This is a genomic window from Bacillus sp. 05T31, from assembly GCF_056396725.1.
Genome location: NZ_JBFTMA010000519.1, coordinates 1 through 3197, shown reverse-complemented (window position 1 = coordinate 3197; position 3197 = coordinate 1). Strand labels below are relative to the sequence as shown.

Annotated in this window: 2 protein-coding genes, 1 pseudogene and 1 riboswitch; of the genes and pseudogenes, 1 reads left to right on the top strand and 2 read right to left on the bottom strand. The window is 35.0% G+C overall.

Going from position 1 to position 3197, the window contains the following annotated elements; genetic code table 11:
* A pseudogene (locus AC1DJR_RS23360) lies at positions 1–511 on the bottom strand (nucleotidyltransferase); the annotation flags it as partial.
* A gap of 435 nt (positions 512–946) precedes the next feature.
* Positions 947–1066, top strand: a riboswitch (glycine riboswitch).
* A 107-nt stretch (positions 1067–1173) separates the two neighbouring features.
* Here AC1DJR_RS23360 and AC1DJR_RS23355 point away from each other — a divergent pair.
* A complete protein-coding gene (locus AC1DJR_RS23355) occupies positions 1174–2541 on the top strand; it encodes an alanine/glycine:cation symporter family protein (protein ID WP_002012784.1) in 1368 nt (455 codons plus the stop codon).
* Positions 2542–2590: 49 nt separating this feature from the next.
* On the opposite strand, the gene AC1DJR_RS23350 is transcribed toward AC1DJR_RS23355, so the two are convergent.
* On the bottom strand, positions 2591–3121 hold the full coding sequence (locus AC1DJR_RS23350) for a DinB family protein (protein ID WP_002085719.1): 531 nt from the start codon (positions 3119–3121) through the stop codon (positions 2591–2593).
* Between the last annotated feature and the right edge of the window lie 76 nt (positions 3122–3197).

The following is a 3197-nucleotide window of genomic DNA, read 5'->3' as shown; positions in this document are numbered from 1 at the left end:
GTGTTTGTTCAATTTGTTTCCGCAAATGAATGAGATGTTCATACACTATCTCCTGACTTACTTTATATTTAGGTAAATATAATTTTACGTCTTCACCTAATATACATACACTATGTGTCTGAATCATAAATCCTATAAAAGAAAAATCCTCTGAGTTTATTACTTCTTTTTCACTATAAAAACTTAACTCCACTCCTGATATACAATTAAACTGCTGTGTAATTTGGACTTCTAGCTCCTTTCTCCAGCTTAAGTCAATTACTTGAGGATTCTTTCGAACTAATATAATCATATCTACATCTGCAACCCCTTCTATCCCAATCCCTCTTGGAATAGAACCCCTTATATAAACACTGTGCAAATCATCCCGCAAAAATTGACAACAAGTATCCTTTATTTCTTGTATTACCTCCAAAAACACAGGCTGAATTTTATTAAAATGTGCATCGTTTATAATAAATCCTTCATCATCCACAGGACAAAAACGCCCTATTTTTTTTATTCTTGGCAATTTATCAACTCATTTCCCTATAAAATATTAGTTTATTCCACACATACAACAATTATAATTCAAATAATTCAGAATTGAAAATTTGAAAGTAAGACATAAATAATCCTACATTGTTACGTCCTATCTCTTTTATCACCATTCATTTTTCGAATATATAATAAGTAATCTCTCCTGAGATCATAAAATAGAAGATAAATTAGGAATACCAAAAAAATAAGTTTATTTACTATTTCAAAATAAAAAATGATTGCATTTCACTAATTGTATATCTATAATGTTTTTATTGATTCTATACAGAATCAATGCGTTTAAGTTTTTAATTTTATAATTCGGATGAACCATTCAGGAGAAGGTCTATTGATCTACCGACGGGGCAAAAAGTTGCTGAACCAACTTTGAAACTCTCAGGTCTTGTTTACAAGTAGAACTGCATGGGGACGAATCTCTGGAGAGACTCCCTCTCGCTTAATATAGCGCGGAGGAAAACGAGCACCGAAGGAGCAAATCCGCTAATCTAGCGGATAATCTCTCAGGTAAAAGGACAGAGACAAGCGAAAGAAAATGCCGATTTGTATCGGTTTATTTTTCTATCCCTTGTTTCTCCAGAGACCATTTCATTTCCTTGAAGTGGTTTTTATTTTTTCTAAAAAAGGAGAATACAGATGGAGACAGTAAGTAAAGTATTAGAACAAATTAATCAGTATGTGTGGGGGTTACCAACTTTGTTGCTACTCGTTGGAACTGGTATCATTCTCACAGTGCGCTTAAAAGGTTTACAGTTTAGTAAACTAATATACGCTCACAAGCTAGCTTTTAAAAAATCAGAGGATACATCATCTTCTGGAGATATTAGTCACTTCCAAGCACTGATGACAGCTATGGCTGCAACGATTGGTATGGGAAATATAGCAGGTGTCGCAACTGCTGTGACAATCGGTGGACCCGGCGCAATCTTTTGGATGTGGATTACTGCTTTATTTGGAATGGCAACAAAGTATGCCGAAGCAATCCTTGCGGTGAAATACCGTGTTAGTAATGAAAATGGTGAATACTCCGGTGGACCAATGTATTATTTAGAACGTGGTTTAGGGAAAAAATGGCTGGCTGTTTTATTCGCTATATTCGGCACAGCTGCTTCTTTCGGTATCGGTAATATGGTTCAATCTAATTCAGTTGCAGAGGCAATGCGAATCAATTTTTCTTTCCCTCCTGCATTAACTGGTATACTCATGTCATTCTTAATCGCTATCGTTATTTTGGGCGGTGTAAAAAAGATTGGTAGAGTTACTGGATATATCGTTCCTATTAAAGCATTCTTTTATATAATCGCTGGCCTTATTATTATTTTCTATCACTTTGATCAAATTCCAGAAGCATTTTCACTTATTTTTTCTGGTGCATTTCAAGGTACTGCAGCCGCTGGTGGTTTTATCGGAGCAACAGTTGCATCTGCAATTCAAATAGGAATGGCACGTGGTGTATTTGCTAACGAGGCTGGTTTAGGGAGTGCTCCTATTGCTGCGGCTGCTGCCAAAACAGATTCACCTGCAAAACAAGCTTTAGTTTCTATGACTGGTACTTTTCTAGATACATTTATTGTATGTACAATTACGGGGCTAGTATTAATTACTACAGGCGCATGGAAATCAGGTAAAACTGGTGTTGAAGCTACAACATTAGCATTCCAATCCGTATTCGGTACTGCTGGTAGTATGATTCTCGGTATCGCCATTATATTATTCGCCTACTCTACTATTTTAGGTTGGTCGTATTACGGAGAGAAGTGTGTWGCTTATTTATTCGGRCAAGGTGCTGTACGATATTATAAAGCAATCTTTATCGTTATGATTGCAATAGGTGCTAATTTAAAGCTAGGTGTCGTATGGACATTTGCCGATATTGCAAATGGACTTATGGCGATTCCAAACTTAATTGGTCTAATCGGATTAAGTGGTATTGTTGTCGCTGAAACGAATCGCTTTTTACAAGCAGAGAAATTGAAAGAAAGTCATAAAAAACAGGCAAGTTAATCACTAAAAAAAGGAATGGCTCATTTATAATAAGCCATTCCTTTTTTCTCTATTTCAATTCCTTTCCCTCCTGAACCATATGTAAATAAAGTACAAAATCCATCATTGTAGATGAATAACCAAGTTGACGGATCATTGCTGTTATATTCCCTCTATGATATGTACCATGATTTACGACGTGTTGCACTAACTCTAAAATGGAAGTGTCTAATGCACCTGCATATGGGTTCTCAATAACAAATACAGTATTTACGTCTTGTATTCTACTTAAAAATTCTTTATATTGATTTGCCATGTTTTCAAACATTTTTTCTAATTCATGTAACGATTTAGTTTCGATTTGTTTTCGTAATTTTTCTCGGTCTTGTATTACTTCACTCATACTTTTACCATGCAATATGTGTAACCACACTTGATCTGTAATATAAATATGTACAAAAGTATCCTTAATTGATGGGAATACACTCTGTATCTGTTCATTAAAAATTGTCTCATAGTTTGGTAACTCTTTTAGTCGGTTGAATAATCGTGTATTAGCCCAAGCATGGTAATCAAACTGTTTTAACATGTAATCTTTCAATCTAAATCTCCTCCTTATTGTATGAAACGAATGTTTTGCTTCTTCATTTCCGCTTCTCTATCAGCTTTTACAATCC